The sequence below is a fragment of the Marinifilum sp. N1E240 genome (genome assembly GCF_009295825.1).
Classification (GTDB): Bacteria; Bacteroidota; Bacteroidia; order Bacteroidales; family Marinifilaceae; genus Marinifilum_A; species Marinifilum_A sediminis.
This window is the reverse complement of the sequence record NZ_WHKF01000004.1, coordinates 242,134-266,184: the sequence shown is the minus strand read 5'-3', so window position 1 is coordinate 266,184 and position 24,051 is coordinate 242,134. Positions and strand designations below refer to the sequence as shown.

Here is a 24,051-nt window from a genome sequence, read left to right as displayed (position 1 = left end):
ATATGCAGAATAACTTTTAGTAAGACGGGGAAGCTGAGAACTTGTTCGAAGATCACCTCGCTGCACTTAAAGTTTTTCAAGTAGAAGCAGTTTGGGTTTAAGCGACCTAGATTCTTTGCTTCCTTTCTCAGCAATGGAGAAAGGAAGAGCCCCTGCGGCTTGAGCAGAAAAAATAGTATAAAACAAAAGATCCGGTCTCCACCGGATCTTTCTTTTTACAAACTTACTTAATAATTAATACTGCTCACGCTTCACATAGGACGTATGAAGCAACTTGTGAGACTTGTGGCTTAAAGGTTCCTCTAAGAATTCTTTATAAATCTTAACGATTTCAGGATTCTCATGCGATTTTCTGATTGGCAGATCTCCATCTTCAGCATATAATGCTTCCATACGCTTCAATCGAACAGCATCGTCGACTGGATATGGCTGACCACCACCACCAAGACAACCACCCGGACAAGCCATAATCTCAATGAAATGATAGAATCTGTCTCCAGCCTTTATATCTTCCATTAATTTATGTGCATTCTCCAGACCATTTGTAATGGCACATTTCAATTCTGCTCCTTCAAGGAATCGCCACTCTTCTACTGTTCCTTCAATTGGAATTATGGCTTCCTTAACGCCATCCAATCCTCGAACCGGAAGAATGTCCAAATTCTCAAATGGAACTTCTCTACCAGTAACAATCTCGTATGCCGTACGAAGAGCAGCTTCCATAACACCACCTGTAGCACCAAAAATAACTCCAGCACCCGATGATGTTCCCATAATGGAATCAAACTTCTCATCATTTAATTTTTCAAACTCGATACCTGCCTGCTTAATCATCACAGCCAATTCTCTTGTTGTCAGAACAAAATCGACATCTTTATATCCACTATCCTTCATTTCCGGACGATTTGCTTCATACTTTTTAGCCGTACAAGGCATAATAGATACAGAAATAACATTTTGCGGATCGACTTTTATATTCTTTGCATAATAAGTCTTTGCCAACGCACCAAACATCTGCTGAGGCGATTTACAAGTCGAAAGATTTGGCAAATACTCAGGATATTTGTGCTCGATATACTTCACCCAACCCGGAGAACAAGAAGTCGCCATAGGCAATGCTACATCAGGATCATCATCAACCAAAGCTCTCTTCAAACGAGTTAACAGCTCTGTTCCCTCTTCCATAATGGTCAGGTCAGCCGTAAAATCGGTATCCAAAACCGAATCGAACCCTAAACGACGTAAGGCAGAAACCATTTTACCGGTTACTCTTGTTCCTGCAGGCAAACCAAGCTCTTCACCTAATCCTACTCTTACCGCAGGAGCTGTTTGAACCACTACATGTGTATCAGGAGAAGCAATAGCATCCCAAACTCTCTCCACATACGATTTTTCGGTTAAAGCACCGGTTGGACAATGAACGATACACTGACCACAGTTGGTACAAACTACCTCATCCAAAGCTCTGTCGAAGAAAGTAGAAATCTTCATATCGGCTCCTTTATGAGCAACAGCGATAGCACCTACCGATTGAATTTCGGCACAAGTTCTTACACAACGCTGACAACGAATACATTTGGAATCGTCCTTTTCAATAGCAGGAGACAATTTATCAATGGTGTAATTCTTATCCGGAACCAAATCTATAAAATCCTGATTCGTAATCTGATATTCCGCCGAAAGTTCCTGAAGCTCGCAATGACCATTACGGTAACATTTGGTACACTCTTCGTTGTGCTCGGTAAGTAAAAGCTCAATAATATGCTTGCGACAATTTCGAACTTTTAAGGTATTGGTATTGATTTCCATACCTTCCGAAACAGGCATTGCACAAGAAGCAACCAACTTGTTATTGCCAACCTGCTCTACCACACAAACGCGGCAGTTTCCTGCAACACAAAGGTCTTTATGGTAACAAAGTGTAGGTATTTTTATATGGAGTTTCTCTGCTGCCTCGAGAATTGTTTTTCCTTCCTCAACACTAACAGCTATTCCATTGATTGTTAAATTAACCATGTTTGACATATCAATTTTCTTTTTTAATTGTTAAATAGTTATTGGAATAACTTCCGTTTAATAAATCATCTCCTCACGGAAATTCTCTACAATAGAAGAAAATGAATTTGCTACAGATTGCCCTAATCCACACTTGGCAGTTAGTTTCATTGTATCTGTAAGCTTTAACAATTTGTCAAGGTAAGAGGCTGGTTTTTCGCCACGCTTAACGGCGCGAATACCTTTGAGTAGTTGCTGACAACCAACACGGCAAGGCGTACATTGTCCGCATGATTCCTCCTCGAAGAAATCAAGGTAATTGTTCAATACATTGTACATGGAACGAGAACTGTTGAAGATCATCATCGATCCCCCGGTAGGTAAGGATATTCCCGTAAGTTTTCCCTGGTACCCGATAGATGTTTTCCCAAATCGCTTTCTAGGAACCAAAAATCCTGATGCGCCACCAACCTGAACCGCTTTGGTATCACCATCACCAAAATCATCCACAAAATCCTGAACCGACATTCCCAGCTCCAATTCGTAAATTCCTGGTATTGGCGTATCTCCCGAAACAGAAAATACTTTTGAACCTCTCGAGTCTTTCACTCCAAGATCTCTAAATTTCTTCGCGCCAAACTTTAATATGGTATAGGAGTGAGCCAGTGTTTCCACATTATTCACAACCGTAGGTTTTCCCTTAAAACCATACTCACTTGGGAAAGGAGGCTTGTTACGAGGTTCCCCACGTTTTCCTTCCATCGATTCCAAAAGTGCACTCTCTTCACCACAGATGTATGCACCACTTCCCATAAATATTTCCACACGGAAATCCAGACCTAGCTCGTCTAGTATATCATGAAATTTTCGCAATTCCTTTTTCAAGTTAGGAACCAAAAATCTATATTCTCCTCTTAAATAAATGCAGCCTTTTCGTGCTCCTATAATCTTAGCACAAACAGCCATCCCCGATAAAACTTTATGAGGAACTCTTGTTAAGATTTCCCTGTCCTTAAATGTTCCGGGTTCGCCTTCGTCGGCATTACAAATTACATATTTATCTGTCTCCTTTGTCTCGGCAGTTAATTTCCATTTTAAACCAGTTGGAAATCCTGCTCCTCCTCTACCCTTGAGACCGGAGTTCACCATCTCATTAATTACTTCCTGATTGGACCTTGCCAATGCATTTCTAAGAATCTCTTTACAATCTTCTTCATTTTTGAAAATCAAATCGATTCTGTGAAGCTGTTTCTTAGTTGTTGTCATACCAGAGGGTATTTTAATTGTTAGTTTTGCTTTTTTAGAATGTTAATTTTCCTCTCTATACTCACGAAGAATATCCACCACGCTTTCTGGTGTCAACTCAGTATACACCTCATCGTTCACCAACATGGCAGGCGCTTTATGACACCATCCCAAACAGTTCGTTTGTAAGATTGTAAACTTCTTATCGATGGTAGTTTCACCAACTTTTACCTTCAAGTAGCTTTCAATAGCTTGAATGATCTGATTTTTACCTTTCATTGCGCAAGTAATGGTTTTACAAACGCGAATTACATACTTGCCTCTTGGTTCGGTATCCAAAAAGGAATAAAAACTTGCCGTTCCATATACATCGGCAGCTGGAATACTCATTTCTTTAGCAATCTTCAATATTGCCTCTTCGGATAAATAACGTTCTTCATCAATAACGCCTTGAAGAATCGGAAGCAAGTTCTCGCGTTCTGTTCCGTGTTTGGCAACCAATTCGTTCACTAATTTTTCTTGAAAATCCATAAACTTTAGGTGTTTGGGTTAATACTAATAGAGTTTCACTCTGAAGATAAAAAAATTAAAGAAATTTTTCTCTATTTATTCAAAAAACTCTTAAACACAGCAGCTTACCAATATGCGCAAAAATAAAACTTAACTTAACAAATCAACAACTCCCAAATAGCAGTAAACAAAAGAGCTCTGGAATTATTCAACCCATAAAAATATTTCGATACGCTCAACATAAAGTGCCGTAAAACACATGTAATTTGAATTTAGACTCCTTATAAACTATGATAAACATGATAAAACTCATAAAAAAAGCCTTCGGCTAATTAGCGAAGGCTTTCTGTATTAAGATATTGTGCTTTACAAGCTCTTAAAAGCTCACTTTAATAATCATGACTAAGCGTAGATTTATCCCATACTACTGCATGTCTTCCTAAATAGAATAAGGAATAACACACCTCACCTCAATCCTCTCCTTAAGGAGAGGAAGTAGTCAGTGAATAAAATGGAATGAGCCATTTAGGCAAGGAACCCATGGGTAAAGAATGAAGGCCACCAATATTCCTTACTCAAGCGAAAATCTTATTGGACACTCAATATACACTCCAATATTTTTCTCATTCAGTTTTACAGGTTCAAATTGAGGCAATTGCTTTACAACATTTAAAGATTCTTTATCGAGTAATTCATGCACACCTCTTACAATTTGAACTGAACCAATTGTGCCTAATTTATCAATCGTAAACCCAACTACAACTTCTCCCTGAATATCCCGATCCCTGGCACCATATGGATACACAACATTTATAGCCACCCATTGCATAAAACCATGTTCATACTGTTTTGATATCTGTTTATCTTTAAAAACTAATGGAATTTCTTTATTTAATTCTACCAATTTTCCTGTATGTAATCTGTCTTCAATATCGCATCTATAATATCCTTCTGGCTTATCGTATCCATACAATATTCTATTTGTTAACTGTCCATTTCCATTATAATAATACCAATTACCAAATGGTTTATTGTACTTATACACTTTTATCCAAATGGTTCTATCAGTACCAATGTCTTTAAATGTTACTCTTTTTATGCTATCATTTAAACACTCGCTACTTTCAATAAATACCCCTTTCTTTTCTTTTACTTCACGCGATTGTTCAATGTCCTTAAAGTACTTTATTCCAGTGGATGTTTGAGAATATAAATTTACCGAGAAAATTAATGCTATAAATACCAGTACTATTCTTTTCATTTTTATTAAGTGTTTCATCATTAATATTTTTCAGGTTAATTTACAACTCGTGGTTACATTTTTATAGGATAGATTAGCAGCCATAGCATACTGGGACTATCTGAGCATATTACGCAAGCTCTATTATGTTCTTGACAATAACGCAAACAGTCAAGTAAAATTTCTTTACATTCTAATCTAGTAAGTCAACCCACTCAACTACCACAATGCTTACAAAATAAACTCCTACCATATTATGAAATTTATAATTACGACTCATACTAGTCTATAATTACTTAGCGAAACTTCTTGTTCACAATACCACACGAGAGGACTCGTGCGGTAGCGAGGGTACAGTAGCGAGGGTAATTTATTCATTCCATTCGTAATACCTTATCCTAAATTCCTTTGTCAAGTATTTGTAACCCGTCATTTCCTGAAATAAATCACTCTCCTTTAATCTAGAACTATCAAAATACTCCAGGAAAGTACTGTCACAATCTACAATAATATGGTAACCCAATTTCCTAGGTGATCCTACCTCTGATGAATGCCAATCTGCTTTTACCCGGTATTTACCATTCTTAAAAATCCTTTTGAATTCTTCTTCAATAGGTTTTTCTTGTTTAAATATGTCTTGGTCTTCGTCAACCAGTTTTATATCAAATTTCAATTGGTCAGAAAATTCGATAGTCGTGTCTTTAGGGTATAAAAGGTAAATGTTATCTATTTGTTTTAAACTGTCAAGTAAGAAATCATGTTTCTCGATAGAATTTGCACTTATCAAATTCAATTGCGCAGGAATAAATTCGTTCTTCAATCTACCAAATTTATAAGACAAGGCTATCCAACTACAATAACAAGTGGAACGTATTCTCTTTCCATTTTTATACAATTCCAAACAATTATCAGGAGTTGTTCCACCACATTCTTTTGTAGATTTTATTTCTAAATCATCCTGCAGTTTTAATAAGATATCCTTGTTGATTATAACACTACACGTACCTATATCCGTATTTGTTTTTACGAATAACCAGTCAGCCTCCTCTGTAAAGTCAATCTTTTTGAAGAAGTCAACTTTATTTCCCAAATATCCGCATGAGACAAATAAAAACCCTATCAAAATGTATGTTAAAACTTTACGCATCGTTTATTTTTTATGCCACACTAACGTTCCCTGGCTACCATACGAAACAAAGTTCGATGATATTTATAATTACGACTCATACTAGTCTATAATTACTTAGCGAAACTTCTTGTTCACAATGCCATACGAGAGGACTCGTGCGGTAGCGGGGGTATTTTAACTATAAGTTCCAAAATTTTATAAATCAGATAAGTCATAATTATGATGAAATATGTCATCATAGTCATCAAAATCACTTTCAAATTGTTTTCTGGCAGCAATGAATGAGTATAGTTCATTTGCCGATACTTGCACGGAACCAATTGATTTGGTCTGTTTCTCTTTGCTAAATTTCAATTCCATGTATACTTTTTGAAATGGATTGCTGAAAAAATATTTCTTTGAATCAACGTTTATTCGTAAAACCTCATCTCTTTCATTCGTTATTAACTGACTCAAATATATTGTCAATGTGTTTGATGGATAGCCGTTTATATCATTACGCAACTCTGTCAATATTTCTTCACTACTAACCTCATTCTTATTTAATCTGATAATTGCTCTTAAAATTTCTTTTGTTCCATATTTACTCTTTTTAGAGGTTTTAGTAGCTTTTTCATAGGTTGATTTCAGAGTTGCATATTTTTGTTTTAAATAATCCTCTATTGACAAATCTAAATCTGTTTCTAAAAATTTGTGCCTGACCTCCGCTGTTTCGTAAATGTTGTTATTTGTACACATTGAAAGGCAAAGCTGATGACATATCGCTCCTAATCCATTTGAATAAGCAACAATTTTATTCTTCAAATATTTAGGAAAATGAACATTCAAAAGTTCCTCTCCCTTAATTATAATTTTTTCAAGTTCCTTGGGAGACATGAGTGGGACGAATATTTCTGAAATTCTTTCGCTCATTTCATTGTCATACTCTACTATTTCTTTTCCTGTTCCAACAGCACCAATTGCTATTATCTTAGTGCTTTCGTAAGACTTGGAGGTATCCATGAAAATTTTCATTATTTGTGCCAATCTTAGCTTGTGTTCTTTTCCAACTTTATGAAAATCTTCTATTTTCCAACAAGCATCAGATTCTCCAATAAATTCAGCCAATCTTTTATCTGACAATTGTAAAGGCACAATACGTGAATATTTACCACTTTTTTGTATCCTTGATGCAGCTTTGATTTCTCCATATATTAATTTTAAACTGGCAGAGATTTCAGAACTATTTGAACTGGACAATTCTGTAACATAGTATTTATCCAGTGCATCAAAAGCTTCAATTTTTAATTGGTCAATTGTTGTTCCGATAGTGCATTGAGATACTATAACTTCAGAATAAAGTTGATTCAATTTGTTATCTATTAAAGTGGTTTTTCCTGAACCGCTAAATCCAAAGATTACTAACTGTCTACCGGGTGTCATTATAGAATCTACCAACTGTTTATTGACCTCGTCTCTATCAACGAAAGTTAATTCTGCCGGTTGAGAGGGGGTAAAAACTTTATAAGTTTTATAGTTCTTTTTCATAATATAGATTTATCTCAGTTACTTATTTCTGTTCTTCTAGCTATAATTGTGTAATGTCTCAATTAATATAGTGGCTAACGTTGAGAGTATGGCGTCGTAAGGGATTCCGGACTTCAAACCTATCATGTCACCACCCAAAATTGAGGCGGGCAATACCGCTCGAAAACCTCTGAAACCCTTATGCACTATACACATTGTTGTAGCCAGTACTTTTATGAACCCCATATTTCAAGACTAGCAAGGCTACTTAATATTCTTTCATACATCGGAATTGCCAATTCATAAACATTGTTATTTTCTCGATCGCGATCTGAAACTTGTGCTATATCAAATCCAGGTTGCGGTAATATAATGTTGAACTTCCATTCGTTCAGCCTATAATTATCAGCGAGAGAATCCCAAGTTGCTTGAGTTGTCAATAATAACTCAGAGTTACCTTGTATTCGCTCATTTAACCTGTCAATTAGTGATACTGAATATACCCAATGAATACTTCTCATTGCTTGTGTAAACAAAATATCTGCGTCTGCTTTTCGTCTACCAGGCGCGTCACCATGGGAAGCTTTGCAATGTATAAAATGAATAACTTTTAAATCGTTTTGAAACCAAATCAGGTCAGCTATTTCATGAGAACCATCATCAAGTATTAAAACATCACTACCTGAATCAAAATCAGGTCTTATAAATTCTACAGTTTTATTAATAACTGGGATATTATTAACAGCATTTTCGTCATATCTCTCGGCACGTATATTACAACCAGTCCAATCTTTTATCTTCCAAATTTCAGTGGGCAAATTTTCAATTGATCTATTCGGAGTAATTTTATTTCCTCCTTCAACTACTTCTCCATTCGGCATAATTAATGAGGACAAATATTCATTTAAAATATCCTCAAGCGATTTATCAATAATGTCTATCTCGTTCCTGTCAGCCCTCACTCTTATACTTTCTTCAGTTATTATCTGCCACATAGGCTCTCTTTGAAGATTCATTGTTAAATTACATTCAAAGTCATCAATTTTTAATGTGCAATTCAATTCTTTAGTATCTTCATCCAATGTTTGCGGCATTAGTTCTGGAATTATATTTCGTTTGGGTTCACCACCAGAAACTTGAATAATAGTTGAATAAGATCTGAAGAACAGATCATTTGGAATTACAGCAATCGGTAATTCATTAATTGTATTAATTGGCTCGGATTTAGCAAGAAATGATAATCCTGGCAACACTCTTATTTGAGGTCCTGCATGAATTAAATCTGATAGAGATATACACCAGTTTTTAAACTCTTCAGCAGTTCCCCTTTTCATAGCCCAAACTCTTCCCTTCTTTGTTGCGATGCCCCAAGTTCTATCTTCATCGATTTTTAAGAGTGCATGACCTGTGCTAAAAACACGACCTTCACTCGCACGGACAGAAGCTTGAACACCACTACCAATTACTGTTTTGTATGATGGTTGTGAAGCCCCTTGTGAAACAGCATTTTTGAGACCAACCATAATGTAGTCACGTTGTCTAAACTGTGATAAAGTTTTATAAAGTCTGCTATGTGGTAAGTTTTTTATTTCTGATTTTATAATTTCTTTTTTGAAGGATGCTAGTGCTTCTTCGCTCGTAGTTAGTTCAAAAAGTAAGTTGTTAGCCGAATGATGGTAATAAATATGAACGTCTAATAAATCTTCTATATGTATTTCACCATTTGCCCACTCTAATGGCTTGTCGTGTGCTGTAATTATTATCAAGGGAGAATCGTCATCCTGCTGTTCAATTCTAAGGATTTCAAATGGCGATTTAGAGCTTATTTCCTCTTCATTTTCAAAGGAGAAATCATCAGGAGTTTCATATACTAGTGCACTGAAAAATACATTTAACTCAGGCATTTGAAAATCCTCTTCTTTAGCTTGACTCGATTTATAGTGTCTAGCTCTAGCCATTTGCTCATCAATCAATTGGGGTATTAGCTTACTCCATGCTTCATCTGATTTATAAAGTTTGTACACTTCTCCTTTTACTTCATCCTCATTAGCGATTAGTTTGGCAATCCCTTCTTGGTCATTATTCGTTCTTGATATGCGACCTAGAAACTGAATTGTGTAAGGTATTGATCTGGGGGTTGCATGTAAAACAGCAAGCTTTAAGTTTGGAATATCTAATCCTTCACTTGCAATTCCAACACATACTAATCCATCCAATTCATTCTTTCTGACTTTGTCTATTAATAGTGAGTTAACATTTGCAGAACGTTTTGAATGTATATAGTCGACATTTAATCCTTTATCATTATACATTTCAGCTAAACGTACGGAATCATCAATTGTGTCAGTTCTTATTAAAATTGAAGCATCCTCATTTTGCTGTCGTTCTTCTTGAAATGCCTCAATTGCAGAACTAATTATTGCATTTTCTGTATCTTGAATCCCTGCCTTTTCTTTGATAAAACCAACTTCTCTTATTATGTCATCTTCAAGTGCTTTCTCAATTGAATAATGATACGTCAGTTTAGCTTTCATCCTTTTCCTATCACGTCTAAAAGGAGTTGCCGTAAAAAAAACTCTTTTCAATTCCGCATAGAACTCATTTATCTTTCGCCATGAAGAAGCTGGTTCATGATGTGCCTCATCAACTAAAACAGCATCAATCAGATCAATTGGAACAGGTTCAATATCCTTAAAGTAAGGAGATATACTGTTGGGGTGAGCAACTATTATATCATGTTCATTTAATATTTCCACCCATTGTTCTCTTGTCTTTTGTCTCTTTGTAACCTCAAATACACTTACTTCAGGCGCATCATCTTGCAAACAACCCGCATCTTTAAGCACCTTTAATGACCTAAATTGATCACTTATTTGTCCTCTTAATATTTTAGATGGTACGACGATTAAAACTTTCTTCAAATTCAGTTCAAAACAGGTTGCCATCATTAACGCTGTTTTACCTGATCCTGTCGGCATACTAATTAAAGAAGCGATACTGTTTGAAGATGTTGTAAAATGACTTTTCAATGCCCATATCGCTCCCAATTGACACTTTCTCAAACCAGTATTATTTGTGGGTTCTAGTTGAAAAGATGATTTATTTTCTATAAAGTATGACATTTCAAATTAGTTAGGTACTTGGTTTTAGTATTGGCTACAACTTATAAGATGTACACTGGTGTACTTATTTTTCTTATCTCAGATTAAAAAGCTGCACAATACATACCATATAGGTCACTATTGTGCACCTTTCTATTACTTTGGTATATTATTATGCTCTCCTATCGAGTCAATAAATTTAAAAACATTCCCCCACTCTCCTTTACATATTTCAGCTTAATTTCCTTAGAATCAATATAAATTTACTTAACAAGTGGCTTTTACTGCTAAGCCACAGGTGTACATATTAAAAAGAGCCCAGTAAAATTGGGCTCTTAAAGGATTTTAGCATCGAAGTATTATGCATCCGTATCACTTTCCACAATCACCTCTTCCAATACAAAGATGATATCGAAGTTCATTGTATGATCGGCTTCCAGCATGAATACTCTTTTTTCCTGCTTGTAGGATTCTTTGCTAAAGAGCAGGCTGTGTTGTCCGGCTGACACATTGTAAAAATAGAATTGACCTTTCTTGCCACCTTTTTTCACAGGCTTCTCCTCATCCAACTGTATCCACACATCGCTTACCGGCTCACCACTTTCATTTTTAAAACTACCTGTAATCACCTTTGTCTTTGTTGGCAAGGCATCAGTGTGTATGGCATTTAAGAATGCCTTGTACAAATCGGGATTGCTATCGGCATAGTTCGAGCGCACATTAGGTTTTAAAGAATCATTCAACAATGTTTTGAATCCATCCAGTTCCTCATCAATCTTCACATTGATATCGTGCTGCTGCAAACGAAATTTTCCAGGGGCATATAAAATATCCGAAGCGGCAGTAATTTTTGCCTCGAAAGCAGCCAAACGTTCATCGGATATTCCTGCTTCGGCTCTTTCTGTAGGAGAATCCTTCATTACCGTAAGCATGCCTTGCACATTGGTGATCACCTCCTCATCGCGCGCCCTGGTCAGATCAGACTTTTTACAGTCTTCAATGTTTTTAAAAGGAATAAACTCCTTATAGTTCCCATAACTTGCTAGCATGCCTTCCACATTAGCCGCTTCGGCAATTAATTCCTCGAAGGTTTTCTCCTTCTCCTGGGTTAGCACCTTACTGCTTTTGTCTTCCTCCTGTATCAAAAGAGCAAGCCTGGTGTAATATGCCAGAGCATCTTCCAGCATTAACCACAATAGTGGAACCAATTTCAATTCTTCTTCATGTTCATTTTTAAAGGCAATTAGCTTTTGTAATTGCTCATAAATCGATTTTTCAACGTTATTCATATTCTATTAATTTAAGGGTGAACCCAAAAGCGGGCATAAATAATTCATTCGTTTTCTTTTTGTATTCAGGCAACCGGTAAAGCATTTTAAGTCTTAGCATAGCCAATTGTCATACCTCCTTAACTCAATTGTCATAGGTGGTCAAATCGATTGTCACACCTCCTTAACTCAATTGTCATGGGTGGTCAAGTCGATTGTCATACCCTCTTAACTCAATTGTCATGGGTGGTCAAGTCAATTGTCATACCCTCTTAACTCAATTGTTATGGGTGGTCAAGTCAATTGTAATACCCCCTTAACTCAATTGTCATAGGTGGTCAAGTCGATTGTCATACCCCCTTAACTCAATTGTCATAGGTGGTCAAGTCGATTGTCATACCCCCTTAACTCAATTGTCATAGGTGGTCAAGTCGATTGTCATACCCCCTTAACTCAATTGTCATAGGTGGTCAAGTCAATTGTAACACCCCCTTAACTCAATTGTCATAGGTGGTCAAGTCAATTGTAACACCCTCTTAACTCAATTGTCATATCCTCTTAAGCCATTTTCCATTGTCCTTAAGTCCATTTCCATACCTCCTTAAACCAATTTCCATTAGTTATCAAATCGATAGGAAGTGGTATTCCATCCGTTTTGTTTGCTCTGATCCTTGTTCTCATGGTGGCTCCCCCTTTGTGATTTGTTCTTGTCATCACATTTGGGAGCGCTATGGAGAGTATTGAAGTGCATCACATCGTTTCCAATCTATTGCAAAGCAATTGCCAACAGGCAATGACTGCTCGTATTCCTCTTTGGGGAATAGTCTTAGAATCTGAAACGATTTTTGAAGATTGTGAGTCTAATTCTGTAGTTCACGAATTAGCTCACCTGCGCACCAGAACGGGTGCACAATTCGGGATGATTGAAATTTTTAAGTTACCGCAGTCAACGGTTTTCTGTAGTTTCTGTTTTGTTTTCATCAGAAGGAATTTTACATTCTGTGTTCAAGTTTTACCTCAATTGTTTGTTTCAATCTGCACCTTCTCTATTGAACACCTATACAATTTATAAATTTTATAGTTAAAAAGAAACATTTTAATGCTTTTTTAACATTCTCATGATCACAATGATAAGTGACTTTCTGAATGCCTCACCTTGGTCCTCTCCTTAAAGAGAGGAAGTAGTTGGCATATAAAATGAACAGCAGACTTTTTATTTCTTGAGATATTCTTTAGGCAAATTTCCAATCACCCCTCTCCCTATCGGGATCTCCCCTGAAAGGGAGAAATTCAACAATCAACTTTAGTTCTTAAAGCCGTGTTCCTCTCTCCTTGAGGAGAGAGATAGAGTGAGGTATTGACCGTTCCTCTACTTCAGAAGAGAAAGTTATTGGCGCCCCAAACGGAATGATTAATGTGGGTGGAGAACCCATAGGTCTGATCAATATCATGGAAAAAAATTCATTTGAATCGAAGATGGATCCGCATCAGATAAAAATCACGTAAAGAAAATCGGATGAGTGAAGCGTAAAAAAACTGGCGTGTTTGAGGAACGTTAGGCTCGATCCCGATAAAATCGGGACCAGCATAGCTGGAGAGACTAAAAGGACGAGTTCCAGGTTTTAGCGAAATGATCCGTTTTTTAGTGATTTTTTCTGCCGCGGTAGACTTTTGCTTACTTTTTGTCATTAAAAAGTAAGAGCCCGTCTGGCTTGAGGACAAATCAAATTTTAATTCATCATTATGAAAACACCCTTTTGCCTGTAGGCATTTTCCCTAAAAGGGAAAACACATCTCGTAAATGAAAGAATTAATTTAGAGTTACCTAAGCTCTGGAATTCATGATTGGCTAATCTCTTGGAGCAGTGTTCCTTTCCCCTTCAGGAGAGAGATAGAGTGAGGTTTTGATCGTTCCTCTATTTCAGAAGAGAAAGTTATTGGCGCCCCAAACGGAATGAGCAATGTAGGTGGGGAACCCATAGGTGAAAATGATGACAAAAAAAGAAATTCTGTGAAGTGAGGTACGAACTGAACTATTATTTCTTTTCATCAGTAAGCCGTGATGGGTCACCGAATGCTTTCTCCTAGACTTTTTGATTCCTTTGTGGTAATGACAAAAGAATAGCCCGTCCGGCTTGAGGACAAAATCAAAAATAGATCTCTTGGAACCGTGTTCCTTTCTCCTTCAGGAGAAAGTTAGAATGAGGTATAAAAAAAGCCCTCGGTGATTACCGAAGGCTTTCGCAATTAGAAATAAGCAATTCCTAATTGTATACTTTAGGTTCTATTTCGTTTCTCAATACCATGTATCCGTTCATCGCTAGAGCTTTCATTTCGTCCTCACCAGGATAAACAACTACAGGAGCGATAAATGAAACCATATCTTTCACGTAGTTTACCAAATCAGGATTGTGAGCAATACCACCGGTTAGTAATATTCCATCAACATCACCTTTTAGTACGGCTGCCATTTCACCAATCGATTTTGCTACCTGATACGACATCGCATCCTGAATCAATTTTGCTTTTGCATCACCATCTTTGGCTTTCAACTCAATCTCGTAAGCGTCGTTAGTTCCCATGTGAGCAACTAGTCCACCTTCACCTTTGATCATTTTCTTCAAATCATCAAGAGTATAGTCCCCGCTAAAACAGATTTTAGCTAAAGCACCTGCTGGCAATGTACCCGAACGCTCTGGTGAGAAAGGTCCTTCTCCATCCAATGCATTGTTTACATCAATTACTTTACCTTTAAGGTGAGCACCTACAGAGATACCACCACCAAGGTGAGCCACGATTACATTGATATCTTCGTATTTTTTATCAACAGATTGAGCAAATGCACGACCTATTGCTTTCTGATTTAAAGCGTGAAAGATAGATACTCTCTGAAATTCAGGATGACCAGAAACTCTGGCAACATCAATCATTTCGTCAACCACTACAGGATCGGCAATATAAGCCTTAGCCTTTGGTAGCGACTGAGCAATATTATCTGCAATTAGTCCACCAAGATTACTAGCGTGTTCTCCTAAAACTCCAACTTTCAAGTCCTCTTTCAGGCGATCGTTTACTTCATAGATACCAGATTCGATTGGCTTTACCAAACCACCTCGACCCACTACTGCTTCGATCAAATCAATTTGAATTTCAGCATCCACCATCTCTTGCATGATGATATTCTTACGAAATTCGAATTGCTCTGAAATTTGATTGTACTGAGAAAGTTCTTCTGCCGTGTGCTTGATATTCTTCAAGAAAACAGACTTATCTCCTTGAAATACTGCAATTTTAGTAGATGTAGATCCGGGATTAATTGCTAAGATTCTACGAGTTTCCATTAGTTAAGTATATGTTTGTGTTTATGTTGTTTCTCTATTTGTCGCAAAATTACCAAACTAGATTAACAATTAACAGAAAACAGACAGTTTTTAAGTGTAATTTTGTAATTAAAATTGATTTTAAGTTACAATTTGACACTAAAACTTTAAATTCACTTAAACATTTACATCTTGAACGAATACTATCCTAATAAATTGGCGCTTCGCTCATATCTAGTGTATTTGCCGCAAGTTCCTATTCCTCGTTAGAATATTACTTACTATGAAAGTTGTTTGGGACGCAATTGGTCTTGAACTAAGCCAATAGAAAGGTAGAATCAATTAACTCCATTCATCAAACTGCGGAAGTTTATCCAAGGCAATCACATCTGGTTTTGCTTCGAAATGATCAAACAAATCGTTTGAAGGCCATTCTTTAACCGAACGCATTACACGTCGCATCAAAACACTAAGATCACGAGTAAAATCAGATCCTCTCCAGGTAGAACTATTGGTGATAATTACAAAGCTGTACCCACCTACCTGATGCTTTAATAGTGCAGAACTTCCTGCAAGGGTTCCGGTTCTCCACCAGGTTTTTGTTCTTGTTCCTTTCCATCCAATTGGACTGTGACCGTTCTTATTTGGAGTAGTCATGTAGGTAATACTCTTCTTCGAAAGTACATCCGGATGAGAACTTTCCCCATCGATGGCAAGCATAAACTTCATCAATTCGGCAGCCGATGCTACCCAACCGCCAGCACCACCCAATTCTTCAATATTGTTTCCACCATTTGATCTGAAAACTGTTTTTCCTGATCCATCAAAGGCTGAAATTTTAATTGCATTGGATTGCTCGTAATAGTTCACCTCATTAGAGAAATGATCATCCTGTAAGTTTTTCCCTAAATGCATATCGAAAATACCTGCAGGATTTAAAATATGTGTCTTCACGTAATCCTCATAATCTTCACCTGAAGCTTTCTCTACAATTTTTTCAAGAATCACATAGCCTAAATTGGAATATCCTCCTCTACTTCCAGGAGTAAAATGAAGTCTTCTTGAAAGGGCAAACTGTATGGTAGTTTCGGCGCTAATTGGTGGTTCCACCTTCATCTTTTTAGCTATAGATAAAGGTAAAAACATAGGATCACCATATTTACTCGAATATCCAGCCGAATGACGTAACAGATGTTCAACGGTAATGCGCTTTGATCTTTTGTCTCTTATTTTTAAATAAATGGAATCATTCAAAATTCCATGCTCTCCAAAAGCATAATCATCAAGATGAAGTTTTCCTTCCTCTTTCAATTTCATGATTGCTGTGGCTGTAATCAATTTAGAAACGCTAGCAATACGGAACAAATGCGAAGGCTCTACTGGCTCCTCATTTTCCACATTAGCATATCCGTATCCTTTGGCAAAGATTAATTTTTCATCCTTAACCACTGCAACGGTAGCTCCTGCTACTTCCCACTTTCTTAAAAATCTGTTGATTAAACGATCCGCTCTGGCAGTTTTTACACTTTCCGAAAGATTATTTGATAATCGGTGTGAAACCGCTTCGATACTCTTATCGATAGGAATTGCCTCGGCTCCCTGTTTTGAGAAACTAAAATTCCGATCTAAAAAGACCAGAAGTACTATTATTAGAAAAGAAAATATTCTTCTTACAATCATCTACAAAATATTGATTCAACATGCACTCCCAACATCACAACTCATTCTTTCAATAAGTTAGCATGTACCTTTGTACTTAATTCGCTACAAAAATGTTTATATTTTTTTGAAATACCATTCTAAATTAAACGCAATTTAAATATAGTAAAAATAATAACACTTGTCCCAATAATATGCTTTTTAATCCAAACAATACACTCATTCATCACACCAATAAAGTCTATCAAATCTAATTTAGAAAGATTATTCCCAATTGGGTATTCTAAACAAGACAAGAACAAAGCCTATCGAAAATAGAATAACGACAGGCTTTACAATTTATTTTAAAGGATGATTCAATTTTGTGCAGAAGTTAACTTGAATACTTGCCCATACATTTATCCAACATTGAACACATTCACTTTTTCATCAATCCCTTTGAGTTTAACCAATCCTAAATCAGACAATTCGGACTTGGAATCCAACAAATCGGCAATTTGCTTGCTAATTAAAAACTGAGTTTTAAATTTCTTATTTAATTGTTCTATACGAGAAGCCATTATTACATTCTTGCCGGCAATAGAAAATTGTTTGCGAATTTCGTTCCCAATATTTCCGGTAACCACTTCACCACAATGCAATCCGATCCCAACCTTTGTCGAATCACCATTCTCCTCCATTTTAAGATGATTAATAGCTTCGATAATCTCAATACCCGCATGATAGGAATCATTGGCGTGATTCTCGTTTTTTACCGCAATACCGAATGAGGCCATGAATCCATCTCCAAGAATCTGATGAATGATTCCATTGTTCTTTTCGATGATTCGAATCAAAGGATCGAATATGGCATTCTGAAACTCAATCGTCTCTTCAGGACTCTGATGATCTGCCATAAGGGTAAAGTTTCGAATATCCAGAAACATGATCGATCCCGTCACTTTGTGCCCTACGGAATCATTTCTGTGCAAAATCAATTCATTGGCAACATCTTTAGACAACTGCTGCCCTAATAAGGATTCAATTTCTTTCTGATCCTCTACACTTTCCAAGTAATTATTCACCCTCTTTTTAATTTCGGAAGCTACAACTCCTGCCACAATACCAGCTAAGAACAATCCAATACTTCGCATTGTGTATATCTCTTGTAATTGCTCAATATCTTTATCGGGTTGCAAATATTCTATACCCCAAAAAGCAACTGAAAAATACCCAACAGCAGCCAGTAAACCAGCACCTAGCGAAATCTTAAAATCAAGATGCATAGCTGATAAGGTTAATAACAAGAAATAAAATAACAAGCCATCATACTCCAAAATTAAAAGAGAATAATCGTATTTAATAGCATGATAAAGCACTATTGCTGGCAAACCAAATTCAAGTAATAGATTTAGAATTAATATTCGTTTAGGAACAGAGATATTATTCTTAATAGAATAAGTTAAACGCAAAAAAACAAACAACTCAAAAGCACAAAATAAAAGCCACCAAAAAACTAAGCTTGAAATATATTGATCTTGATTCAGAAAATTTCGAAGCAAGTTTGGAGCCAAATAGTGAAGAACAGGAAGTGTTAATGAACCAATAATAAATAAGCCTAGTATTATTCCAACCCTTTTACGCTCAATTTTAAGAAATTCAGGGTGCAATGGTTCGTTAAAATGATGATGACGATGAAGCATGTTGCTTAATTTTAACTTAACAATTAAATATATCTTTCCTCTCTCGATTTAGATTTAACCAATATTTTCTCAGCTATTTCCGGATACTTCTTTAATACCTTATCAAACTCTTTTCGGTGTAATTCATAAATATCCGAATAACCTATTGAGACAACTGTTGCCGTCCTTTCTGTTTTTTTAAACATGGCAATTTCGCCCATAAAATCACCCGTTCTAAGTATAGTCAGCTGTTTTAACTCATCTGCTGAAAGAACTTTCAATTTGCCTCTTTGCACAAAAAACATCGATTTTCCTTTATCTCCAGCTCGAAACAAATAATCTCCTGGTGTTAATATCATCGGCTTTAGATATTGAGCGATTTCTCGCACGAACTGATCATCAACACTCTCAAATAGTGTAATATCTTTAATTACATTTTTCTTAAACTCTAACTGCAGTTCATTCCTTAAGCCAAATGGAAGAGCGTCCATTAGCTCCGATTCGTCGTATCCTAATTTTTGCTTTAACTCATAAGTAAAATAGTCTCCAATACGATGCTCCAAATCCTTTGATATTTCCTGATAATGAATCAAAGCACGCAGCTTTTCCATATTGTCGATAAAACGCTGTTCTGCAGGATTTTTCTTGGTAAAAACTCCAACGATACTACCAACCAACAAAGCAAGCAAAGCCACACCTGAGAATTGCAAGATAATATTAAACAGCATTTCTAAATTGCCATGTGGTACAATATCTCCATATCCAACCGATGTGATTGTACTTACGGTATAGTATAGAGCTTGCACATAATTATCCACATTTGAGAGCCCCGGCTCTATACCGTGAACCCTAACCCACATACATGCACACCAGTGCGAAAATAAAAATGTTCCGAATACCAACAACCAAAATAAGATGCTGGAAGTGTTTCGAATGTTTCGCATTTGAAAATGACGCATGGTTTGAAATACCTTCACCCATTTAAACAAACGCAAGAGTTGCCAAAGAGGTCCGGATAATAAAAATGCATAGGGTAAAACAGCTAATACATCTGCGATAAAATATTTCCAGGAAGAATAGGTATCCCAATAAACATCCTTCAAAACAGAATGACTCCTGATCTTTTTATATCGGTAAATATTAAAAAGTAAATCCAAAAGAAATAATCCAGAAATGCTAAAATCCAGTACCCAATACCACCTATTGGCTCTCAAATCGAATAAAAAATCCAATGGTAGTATACTAGCTTGAACCAAAACAGCTACTATTATAATTATCCTCCACGAAGAATCGAATGCGGACTTTAGACGTTTGCTTTGCATTTGGGTTAGAATTTCCATCAAATAAACATGAATACATTAAATAACAATATCAAAAATAGATAAAAGCATTCTATTTATCGGTAAGTTGCAAAGCAAGCTTATTCCCTTTCCTCTATTTTAAGCAACTTTTTTATACCTACTCACTGCAAAAGAAATCATTACAATTGAATACAAGGATAAGATTTGCAACTCCTTAAGGATATCAGTAAAACCGGATCCCTTCAACATTATCATTCTAATGATCTTGATAAAATAGGCAACAGGATTCAAGAGATTCAGTTTTTGTGCCCAGTCAGGCATGCTTTCAACCGGAGTGAACAAGCCGCTCATCATTAAGAAAACCACCATAAAAAACCAGGCAATAAACATGGCTTGCTGTTGCGTATCTGTTTGTGTTGATATTAATAAACCAAATCCTAAAATGGTGAGCAAATAAACAAAAGCAACCAAATAAATTAGCCAAACCGATCCCAATAAAGGAATTTTAAAAAGAAAGGCAGCGATTAACAAACCCAATCCCAATTCGAAAAAACCAATTACCAAAAAGGGAATTAACTTGCCAATTAAGAACTGATATCTCTTTATCGGTGTCACATTTATCTGCTCTATTGTTCCAATTTCTTTTTCCCGAACCACATTCATTGCAGATAAGAACAAGCCAACAACGGTGATCAATAATACCAAAATACCTGGCAGCATGTAAGGTATATATTTCATTTCTGGATTGTACAAATACGAATAGGTACTTTGAATTTGTAAAATAGTATTATCCTTTCCTACTGAATTAATATTCGCATTCGTACTTTGATTGTATTCCTGAATTACAGAGTGAATGTAAGCATTGTAAAGTCCGGCAGCACTGGCATCAATCGCATTTACCAAAACCTGAATCGATGCACTTTCTTTTTTATCTATAGCTTTTCCAAATCCATTTTCAAATTTAAGAACTGCATCAACCTTATCTCTAAACAATTCTTTTTCCGCCTCATCAATAGAAAAACCTGAACCTACTACCGTAAAAAAAGGAGAACCTCTGAACTTGGATACGATTTGTCTGGAATGTGTTGACAAATCATTATCTACGACATAGATATTGGTGTTTTTCATTTCGTAGGTTGCCGCAAAAACCAAAACACAAAGCTGAATGATTGGCATTGCAAAAATAATTGGCAACATACTTTTGTTTCTAAAAATCTGTAGAAACTCCTTCTGTAATATGTATTTAATTGTTCTCATTCTATTATTTGTAAGTCAAGCATCTAAAATCAAGCGTTTAATTTCCCAATACAGTTTATTCCAATCTAATTTTAAATTTCTTTACACTCAATCCAATAAAGCCCGCAGTCATTCCTAAAAGAATAAGCGTCTCCTTCCAAACAAATTCAAAGCCAGTTCCTTTTAGCATGATATTTTTAATGATCACAATAAACCACCTTGGCGGGATAATGTGACTTATTACCTGAAGAGGCAAAGGCATGTTCCGTATTGGAAAAATGAATCCTGAAAGCAGAATGGTTGGTAGCATCAGTGCAAACATCGATAGCATCATCGCAACTTGTTGACTGTTGGATACAGTGGAAATAAATATCCCAATTGATAGTGCCAAAAAGATGAATAGAACACTTTCCGCCATTAACAAAGCAAAACTGCCCAATACCGGAACGCCAAAAACAAAATACCCCATTCCCACTATTATCAGTGCATTGATAAAGGACAACAACAAATAAGGCGTGACTTTACCCAATATAATCTGCCACGGCCGTAAAGGCGAAACCAAAAGGATTTCCATTGTTCCCAGTTCTTTCTCTCTGGCTATTGATATGGAAGTCATCATTGCTGAAACCAGCATTAAAATGGTTGCCATAATTCCCGGCACAAACATGAAAACACTCTCCATATTCTCATTAAAGTACATTCGTTCTTTTATGACGATTTGATTAGGCGTAACATTCGATTTGTTAATTTCCACATTATAGTTTTGTAAAATACCTTGCAGGTAATTTACTTCCAGGCTTGCCATATTTGGTTCGGATGCATCTGCCAGTATTTGAACTTTCGCCCTTGTGTTTCGAATCAAATTCTTCCCAAACTCAGGTTCAAAAACCAAGACCACTTTGGTTTCGCCTTCTTTAAATACTTCATCCACCTCATCTACATTTTTCAGGTTTTCAACCAAATCGAAATAACCTGATGAAGTAATCTTATTAATAATTTCTGCTGTATATTCATCTTTTGAATGATCCAAAACTGCCATTTTCACATCCTTCAAATCATTGGTAATCACAAATCCGAACAACATCAATTGGACAATGGGCATTCCAAATAAAATAAGCATCGATCGCTTATCTCTAAATATATGATAGAACTCTTTTCTTAAAAATCCGATAAATCGCTTCATAACAACTCCTAATATTGATTAGCAACTACTCTTGATAATTACTTTTTCGTGCCAAACGAAGGAAAACTTCATCCATATCCTTGGCTTCAAATTGTTCTTTTAGCCCTTTGGGTGTATCCAATGCTTCAATTTTTCCATCCACCATAATCGAGATTCTATCACAATATTCTGCCTCATCCATATAATGTGTAGTCACAAATACCGTAATCCCATTTCGCGATGCTTCGTAAATCAAATCCCAAAATTGTCTTCGGGTAACAGGATCTACTCCTCCTGTGGGTTCATCGAGAAATACGATTTTAGGATTGTGAAAAATCGCAACCGAAAAAGCCAGCTTCTGCTTCCATCCCAATGGCAGTTCACCAATTCTTTTGTTTCTGGCATGCGATAAATTCAACTTATCGAGTAGCTCATCAGACTTTTGCTTAATTTCTTTTGATGACATGCCATAAATTCCAGCATAAAAACGGATGTTCTCAAATACGGTAAGATCATCGTAGAGAGAAAATTTCTGACTCATGTAGCCAATATTTCGTTTCAATTCTTCTCTCTGCTTGTAAACATTTAATCCTGCCACCATTATTTCACCTGATGTGGGATAAGAAAGTCCGCAAAGAATCTTCATGGCAGTTGTTTTTCCTGCTCCATTTGCTCCCAAAAATCCAAAAATTTCACCAGCAAACACATCAAACGTCAAATCATCGTTTGCCGTAAAGGCGCCAAACTTTTTGTATAGGTTTCTTACTGATATTACTTTTTTCTCTGAATTCATTGCTGTGTTGAGTTTTCAATACTTAAAGCCATAAAGCAATCTTCAATTCCTGCTTGTGCTTTCTCTATTTTCAAATCATCATGTCCCTTCAATTGGAGATATTCCTTTAAATCTGAAATTGAAAATTCATCTCTTGTATCGGTATAATGAATGCTTTGCCCAAATGGAAACACGGAATTAACGTAAGGATATTCTCTTACATCGAGAATCAATTGGTAAGTATCTGTTCCTTGAATGGAATACAAATCTTTTTCGAAATTCGATATGATTCCTTCCGGAGTATCCAAACTTAAAATCTCACCATCCTGCATTAAGGCAACTCGCTCGCATAAATTGGCTTCATCCATGTAAGGCGTTGCCACAACAATTGTAATTCCTTTACTCTTTAAGCTTTTCAACATTTGCCAGAATTCACTTCTCGAAACTGCATCAACACCTGTTGTTGGTTCATCGAGCAAGAGTATTTTAGGTTGATGAACCAAAGCGCAACAAAGTGCCAGCTTTTGTTTCATCCCGCCTGAAAGTTTACCTGCCAATCGATGTTTAAATGGTTCAATTTGCTGCCATACATCTCGAATCATATCCATATTATCTTCTATTCGAGTGTTAAAAACAGTGGCAAAAAATTGAAGGTTCTCAATTACACTTAAATCCTGATAAAGAGAGAATTTACCTGGCATATAGCCCAACAAATTTCTTATTTCCTTATACTCTTTGCGCATATCGTATCCGCAGAGTGTGGCAGAGCCTGAATCCGGAAGCAGTAAAGTTGCCATCAGGCGAAACAAACTTGTTTTCCCCGCGCCATCAGGTCCAATTAAACCAAATAACTCTCCAGATTCAATCTCTAAATTGATGTTCTTCAAAGCCTGTACTTCTCCGTAAGATTTGTACAGATTCTCTATGCTAATTTTAGATTCCATAT

17 protein-coding genes are annotated in these 24,051 nt (G+C 36.3%); 1 reads left to right on the top strand and 16 read right to left on the bottom strand.

The features are described from left to right. Window positions 1-234: 234 nt before the first annotated feature. The 8 genes from GCQ56_RS12565 to GCQ56_RS12530 all read right to left on the bottom strand — a co-directional run bounded on the left by GCQ56_RS12565 (window position 235) and on the right by GCQ56_RS12530 (window position 12,015). Entirely contained in the window at window positions 235-2,025 is a 1,791-nt protein-coding gene (locus GCQ56_RS12565; RefSeq protein WP_152734823.1) for an NADH-dependent [FeFe] hydrogenase, group A6, read from the bottom strand. 48 nt (window positions 2,026-2,073) lie between these two features. Continuing rightward, window positions 2,074-3,261 (bottom strand): NADH-ubiquinone oxidoreductase-F iron-sulfur binding region domain-containing protein, encoded by a 1,188-nt coding sequence (locus tag GCQ56_RS12560; protein ID WP_152734822.1) that lies wholly within the window; start codon window positions 3,259-3,261, stop codon window positions 2,074-2,076. A gap of 42 nt (window positions 3,262-3,303) precedes the next feature. Beyond that, complete coding sequence (gene nuoE / locus GCQ56_RS12555) at window positions 3,304-3,771, bottom strand: NADH-quinone oxidoreductase subunit NuoE (RefSeq protein ID WP_152734821.1); 468 nt, start codon at window positions 3,769-3,771, stop codon at window positions 3,304-3,306. Between the two features lie 550 nt (window positions 3,772-4,321). Beyond that, entirely contained in the window at window positions 4,322-5,011 is a 690-nt protein-coding gene (locus GCQ56_RS12550) for an energy transducer TonB (protein ID WP_193323777.1), read from the bottom strand. 349 nt (window positions 5,012-5,360) lie between these two features. After that, the gene (locus GCQ56_RS12545; protein WP_152734819.1) at window positions 5,361-6,137 is read right to left on the bottom strand and encodes a hypothetical protein; all 777 of its coding nucleotides are present in this window, start codon (window positions 6,135-6,137) and stop codon (window positions 5,361-5,363) included. A 177-nt stretch (window positions 6,138-6,314) separates the two neighbouring features. After that, complete coding sequence (locus tag GCQ56_RS12540; RefSeq protein WP_152734818.1) at window positions 6,315-7,646, bottom strand: hypothetical protein; 1,332 nt, start codon at window positions 7,644-7,646, stop codon at window positions 6,315-6,317. Window positions 7,647-7,858: 212 nt separating this feature from the next. Further along, a complete protein-coding gene (locus tag GCQ56_RS12535; RefSeq protein ID WP_152734817.1) occupies window positions 7,859-10,747 on the bottom strand; it encodes a DEAD/DEAH box helicase in 2,889 nt (962 codons plus the stop codon). Window positions 10,748-11,085: 338 nt separating this feature from the next. Next, a complete protein-coding gene (locus GCQ56_RS12530) occupies window positions 11,086-12,015 on the bottom strand; it encodes a hypothetical protein (RefSeq protein WP_152734816.1) in 930 nt (309 codons plus the stop codon). Between the two features lie 709 nt (window positions 12,016-12,724). Between GCQ56_RS12530 and GCQ56_RS12525 the strand changes: the two genes are divergently transcribed. Continuing rightward, window positions 12,725-13,066, top strand: coding sequence for a hypothetical protein (locus GCQ56_RS12525; RefSeq protein WP_152734815.1), 342 nt, complete (start codon window positions 12,725-12,727; stop codon window positions 13,064-13,066). 1,192 nt (window positions 13,067-14,258) lie between these two features. Here the strand turns inward: GCQ56_RS12525 and buk are convergent. From buk to GCQ56_RS12485, 8 genes are all read right to left on the bottom strand, one after another. After that, a complete protein-coding gene (buk, locus tag GCQ56_RS12520) occupies window positions 14,259-15,335 on the bottom strand; it encodes a butyrate kinase (protein WP_152734814.1) in 1,077 nt (358 codons plus the stop codon). A 321-nt stretch (window positions 15,336-15,656) separates the two neighbouring features. After that, window positions 15,657-16,994 (bottom strand): serine hydrolase, encoded by a 1,338-nt coding sequence (locus tag GCQ56_RS12515; RefSeq protein ID WP_152734813.1) that lies wholly within the window; start codon window positions 16,992-16,994, stop codon window positions 15,657-15,659. 377 nt (window positions 16,995-17,371) lie between these two features. Then, window positions 17,372-18,655 (bottom strand): adenylate/guanylate cyclase domain-containing protein, encoded by a 1,284-nt coding sequence (locus GCQ56_RS12510; RefSeq protein ID WP_152734812.1) that lies wholly within the window; start codon window positions 18,653-18,655, stop codon window positions 17,372-17,374. Between the two features lie 23 nt (window positions 18,656-18,678). Next, window positions 18,679-19,974 carry a cyclic nucleotide-gated ion channel gene (locus GCQ56_RS12505; RefSeq protein WP_152734811.1) on the bottom strand — a complete coding sequence of 432 codons (1,296 nt, stop codon included), beginning with the start codon at window positions 19,972-19,974 and terminating at the stop codon, window positions 18,679-18,681. A 99-nt stretch (window positions 19,975-20,073) separates the two neighbouring features. Then, window positions 20,074-21,192, bottom strand: coding sequence for an ABC transporter permease (locus GCQ56_RS12500; protein ID WP_152734810.1), 1,119 nt, complete (start codon window positions 21,190-21,192; stop codon window positions 20,074-20,076). Window positions 21,193-21,247: 55 nt separating this feature from the next. Further along, complete coding sequence (locus GCQ56_RS12495; protein WP_152734809.1) at window positions 21,248-22,354, bottom strand: ABC transporter permease; 1,107 nt, start codon at window positions 22,352-22,354, stop codon at window positions 21,248-21,250. Window positions 22,355-22,379: 25 nt separating this feature from the next. Further along, a complete protein-coding gene (locus GCQ56_RS12490; RefSeq protein ID WP_152734808.1) occupies window positions 22,380-23,126 on the bottom strand; it encodes an ABC transporter ATP-binding protein in 747 nt (248 codons plus the stop codon). Continuing rightward, entirely contained in the window at window positions 23,123-24,049 is a 927-nt protein-coding gene (locus tag GCQ56_RS12485) for an ABC transporter ATP-binding protein (protein WP_152734807.1), read from the bottom strand. Before GCQ56_RS12485 ends, GCQ56_RS12490 begins: the two co-directional genes overlap by 4 nt. Window positions 24,050-24,051 lie beyond the last annotated feature (2 nt).

Coding starts and splice junctions, on each gene's coding strand:
- GCQ56_RS12565 (WP_152734823.1), bottom strand. CDS start 2,025: ATGTCAAACATGGTTAATTTAACAATCAATGGAATAGCTGTTAGTGTT.
- GCQ56_RS12560 (WP_152734822.1), bottom strand. CDS start 3,261: ATGACAACAACTAAGAAACAGCTTCACAGAATCGATTTGATTTTCAAA.
- nuoE (WP_152734821.1), bottom strand. CDS start 3,771: ATGGATTTTCAAGAAAAATTAGTGAACGAATTGGTTGCCAAACACGGA.
- GCQ56_RS12550 (WP_193323777.1), bottom strand. CDS start 5,011: ATGAAAAGAATAGTACTGGTATTTATAGCATTAATTTTCTCGGTAAAT.
- GCQ56_RS12545 (WP_152734819.1), bottom strand. CDS start 6,137: ATGCGTAAAGTTTTAACATACATTTTGATAGGGTTTTTATTTGTCTCA.
- GCQ56_RS12540 (WP_152734818.1), bottom strand. CDS start 7,646: ATGAAAAAGAACTATAAAACTTATAAAGTTTTTACCCCCTCTCAACCG.
- GCQ56_RS12535 (WP_152734817.1), bottom strand. CDS start 10,747: ATGTCATACTTTATAGAAAATAAATCATCTTTTCAACTAGAACCCACA.
- GCQ56_RS12530 (WP_152734816.1), bottom strand. CDS start 12,015: ATGAATAACGTTGAAAAATCGATTTATGAGCAATTACAAAAGCTAATT.
- GCQ56_RS12525 (WP_152734815.1), top strand. CDS start 12,725: ATGGAGAGTATTGAAGTGCATCACATCGTTTCCAATCTATTGCAAAGC.
- buk (WP_152734814.1), bottom strand. CDS start 15,335: ATGGAAACTCGTAGAATCTTAGCAATTAATCCCGGATCTACATCTACT.
- GCQ56_RS12515 (WP_152734813.1), bottom strand. CDS start 16,994: ATGATTGTAAGAAGAATATTTTCTTTTCTAATAATAGTACTTCTGGTC.
- GCQ56_RS12510 (WP_152734812.1), bottom strand. CDS start 18,655: ATGCTTCATCGTCATCATCATTTTAACGAACCATTGCACCCTGAATTT.
- GCQ56_RS12505 (WP_152734811.1), bottom strand. CDS start 19,974: ATGGAAATTCTAACCCAAATGCAAAGCAAACGTCTAAAGTCCGCATTC.
- GCQ56_RS12500 (WP_152734810.1), bottom strand. CDS start 21,192: ATGAGAACAATTAAATACATATTACAGAAGGAGTTTCTACAGATTTTT.
- GCQ56_RS12495 (WP_152734809.1), bottom strand. CDS start 22,354: ATGAAGCGATTTATCGGATTTTTAAGAAAAGAGTTCTATCATATATTT.
- GCQ56_RS12490 (WP_152734808.1), bottom strand. CDS start 23,126: ATGAATTCAGAGAAAAAAGTAATATCAGTAAGAAACCTATACAAAAAG.
- GCQ56_RS12485 (WP_152734807.1), bottom strand. CDS start 24,049: ATGGAATCTAAAATTAGCATAGAGAATCTGTACAAATCTTACGGAGAA.